Annotated in this window: 4 protein-coding genes; 3 read left to right on the forward strand and 1 reads right to left on the reverse strand. The window is 50.5% G+C overall.

Annotation, left to right across the window (positions count from 1 at the left end; translation table 11 throughout):
* Positions 1–64 precede the first annotated feature (64 nt).
* The 3 genes from IBX50_RS18455 to IBX50_RS18465 all read left to right on the forward strand — a co-directional run bounded on the left by IBX50_RS18455 (position 65) and on the right by IBX50_RS18465 (position 3,123).
* Positions 65–832: an SDR family NAD(P)-dependent oxidoreductase gene (locus tag IBX50_RS18455; protein ID WP_292257868.1), complete on the forward strand. Its 768-nt coding sequence runs from the start codon at positions 65–67 to the stop codon at positions 830–832.
* A gap of 11 nt (positions 833–843) precedes the next feature.
* The gene (locus tag IBX50_RS18460) at positions 844–1,995 is read left to right on the forward strand and encodes an acyl-CoA dehydrogenase family protein (RefSeq protein ID WP_292257869.1); all 1,152 of its coding nucleotides are present in this window, start codon (positions 844–846) and stop codon (positions 1,993–1,995) included.
* A 414-nt stretch (positions 1,996–2,409) separates the two neighbouring features.
* Positions 2,410–3,123, forward strand: coding sequence for a DUF5610 domain-containing protein (locus IBX50_RS18465; RefSeq protein ID WP_292257870.1), 714 nt, complete (start codon positions 2,410–2,412; stop codon positions 3,121–3,123).
* Between the two features lie 13 nt (positions 3,124–3,136).
* Here IBX50_RS18465 and IBX50_RS18470 read toward each other — a convergent pair whose 3' ends face one another.
* Positions 3,137–3,415 (reverse strand): hypothetical protein, encoded by a 279-nt coding sequence (locus IBX50_RS18470; RefSeq protein ID WP_292257871.1) that lies wholly within the window; start codon positions 3,413–3,415, stop codon positions 3,137–3,139.
* Between the last annotated feature and the right edge of the window lie 118 nt (positions 3,416–3,533).

Raw genomic sequence — 3,533 nt, forward strand, 5'->3', positions numbered from 1 at the left:
CTGAGCAACAGTACTCGTTGCCGGACATCTGGCGGACTAATAGTTAACCAAGAGAAAGAACCCCATGAAAATAGATCAACAAACTTTTTTGATTACCGGTGGTGCATCGGGTCTGGGCGCAGCAACAGCGGAGTATCTGGTAGCACGGGGTGCGCGGGTGGTGCTGGCGGATTTGAATGCTGAGGCCGGTGCTGCGCTGGTGCAGCAGTTGGGTGTCGACAAGGCGGTGTTCAGCCCTTGTGACGTGACTTCTGCCGAGCAGGTGCAGACTGCTGTGGATCTGGCCGTGAAACAATTTGGTGGCCTGTCCGGTGTGATCAATTGTGCCGGTATTGTGGTGGTGCAGAAGCTGCTGGATCGTGAGCTGAATCCGGCAGATCTGGATGCTTTTGCCCGTGGCATTAATATCAACCTGGTGGGTAGTTTTAACGTGGCGCGTTTGGCTGCTGCAGCTATGGCAAAACTGCTAGCTCAGGAAGATGGTGAGCGGGGTGTGATTATTAATACTGCCTCGATTGCAGCCTTTGATGGTCAGGTGGGGCAGGCCAGTTATGCGGCGTCCAAAGCTGGTGTTGTGGGTATGGCATTACCGCTGGCGCGTGAGTTGTCCCGCCATGGTATCCGAGTGATGACCATTGCCCCCGGTGTTTGTGGCACCCCGATGATGGCAGGTATTCCTGATGAAGCCCGTCAGCAGCTGGAGGCTGGTGTACCCTTCCCGAAACGCCTTGGCAAGCCGGAAGAATTTGCTTCGCTGGTTGCACACATCATTGAAAATACCTACCTGAATGGTGAAGTGATTCGTATGGATGGTGCCATTCGTATGGTGTAAGAGGGTTCAACATGAATTTTGATCTGACAGAAGAACAGGCCATGATCCAGCAGACGGCTCGGCAGTTTGCCGAGGGTGTGCTAGCTCCGAAGGCAGCCGAGCTGGATCAGACTGCTGATCCGGAAATCCTCAAAAACCACCTCAGCCAACTGGCCGAGCTGGGCTTTATGGGGCTGAATATTGATGCTGAATACGGTGGCACTGAAGCCGGAAGCCTGGCGTTTTCACTGGCGATCACCGAGCTGGCGCGTGCCTGTGCTTCCACGGCAGTATCCGTTTCGGTTAGTAACATGGTGGCAGAGGTGATACAGGCCATCGGCACGGTGCAGCAGAAACAGCAGTATTTACCCAAACTCTGCTCCGGTGAATACTACGGCGGCAGCTTTTGCCTGACTGAAACCGAGGCAGGTTCTGATCCTGCAGCAATGAAAACTCGTGCCGTAAAAGATGGTGACTCTTGGGTACTGAATGGCAGCAAGGTATGGATTTCCACCGCTGCCATTGCCGGAGTGTATGTGGTGTGGGCTGTCACTGACTTGGACGCTCCAAAAGGCAAGGGAATTTCCTGTTTTCTGGTGCCAGCGGACAGCCCCGGCATTGAGGTGGGTAAACCCGAACAAAAAATGGGCCAGAAAGGCTCCGGCACCCATGAAGTGGTGTTTAAAGATTGCCGTGTTCCTTTAGATGCCCTGATGGGACAGGAAAATCAGGGTTTCAAAATTGCTGTGGGTGAACTGGCCGGTGGTCGTATTGGTATTGCTTCACTGGCTTTGGGTGTGGCGGGTGCAGCACTGGATTATGCGCGGGATTATGTGAAGGAGCGCAAACAGTTCGGCAAACCCTTGGCGGAGTTTCAGGGTTTGCAATGGATGCTGGCGGAACACTACACCGAAATGGAAGCTGCTCGTTTGCTTACGATGCAGGCAGCCGCATTAAAAGAAGCCGGTTTACCCTTTACTCAGCAAGCCTCCATGGCCAAACTGATGGCAACTGAAAAAGGCAATGCAGCCTGTTATGCCGCCCTGCAACTGCTGGGTGCCAATGGTTATATGAAGGACTACCCGCTGGAACGTTTTGCTCGTGACATCCGTGTGACCAGCATTTATGAAGGCACCAGCGAAATCCAGAAAGTTATCATTGCCCGCCAGTTGTTCAGCAACTGAACCTGACCAAGTGCGTGACAAGCATCGATAAGTGGCGGGGCTTCTCGCGCACTTGGTCTTACAGTAGTTTGGTGCTGTGTTTATATCAGTTTTTAACTCTGCCGACTGTTGTTCACGTCGTTTGCAAGCCAAGCCTTGATCAGTGATTGATAAGGCATGTCCCGCTTGTTAGCTGAACGGCAAGAATGTCCATCGCAGGTGGAATCTGGCTGATATCTGCGCCAGCATGGGTTTGATCTGTTGCTTGTCATTGCAGTCTTGGGTGACTGACGGTGCAACCACCAGTATCGTGTCGGTATCCACGGCTGCTTGTGCATTCTTTGTAACCTTCTGGGGTAAAGCTCTGACGATTTTGGTCGATAATTGATCTACATCTATTGACTTTGCTGTCGTCTACCCTGTGAGGAATGAATTATGAGCGCTGAAAACCTTTCTTTATCAAACACTTTACCCAACACCACACCTGGTAAAGCTCAGCCACCTAAGGCCCGTGCGGCGGAGGTGCTGGCAGAAAAAAAGCCTGATGGGGTGGCTGCTAACAAGCCTAACGCTGCAAAAGATAGCAAGCTAGAAAGCGCTATTCCTGCCAATGCACAGGAAGCCAAGCTGCAGATGAACAAAGGGCTGTTACAGGCTATGTTTGGCAAACCGGAAACCCGTGACAGTAATGCCATGCGGATTTTTTATCAGGAAGTGGTTACTCAGTTGGAAGACGTATTAAGACAGGAACTGGGGGATGATAATTTCAGTCTGCAGAAACTGGCTGATAAAACTTCTGGTATAGAAGGACAAGAAGATTACTGGTCACCGGAAAATACCGCTGATCGTATTGTGACCGGTGCCACTGGGTATTTTGAAACCTTCAAAAAACAACATCCTAACCTCAGCCATGAAGAGCAGGTTGAAAAGTTCCTCAGTATCATTTCCCCAGCCATCGACAAGGGCATGGGTGAAGCTGTCAATATTCTGGAAGGTTTTGATGTGTTTGATGGTGATATCAAAGACAACGCCCTGAAAACTCAGGAACTGGTGCACGATAAACTGGATGCCTTTCGTGACCGTATGCTGGGCTTAAACAAAGAACAGGATGAAAAGCCCCTGTTTGATGATAACAACCCGGCATCTTGAGTTATTGAACCACTCACTGACTGATTACAAAGAAAGCCAGCATCATCAATTGCATCATTACGGTGCTTAGGTGGTGGTAGCCGTGAAAAAAGTTGTGTTCAAAGCAGTAGCCCTGGCTTTTGAGCGTATTGAAGGTTTCGTTTTCTATCCACCATCTTGCGCGGGCACCGCGCATCAGAGGGATCAGATTGTCCTCATTAATGAAAAAATCCGTTACCCAAGAGAAACGCTTTATCTTCCCCTTGGGGCTGATTTCTTGGTACTCCAGAAAAGGCTGTGCCAGAAGGGGCACCTTTGATGCCATACATGGATCTAAGATTGTCTTTTTGTACACTGCAATAGCGGGTGGCTAGGTCAAACTAGTGCTATCAACGCAATGAGGTTTACGAAGCCTTTCTCTACAATAGCGC

The sequence above is a fragment of the Marinospirillum sp. genome, assembly GCF_014859565.1.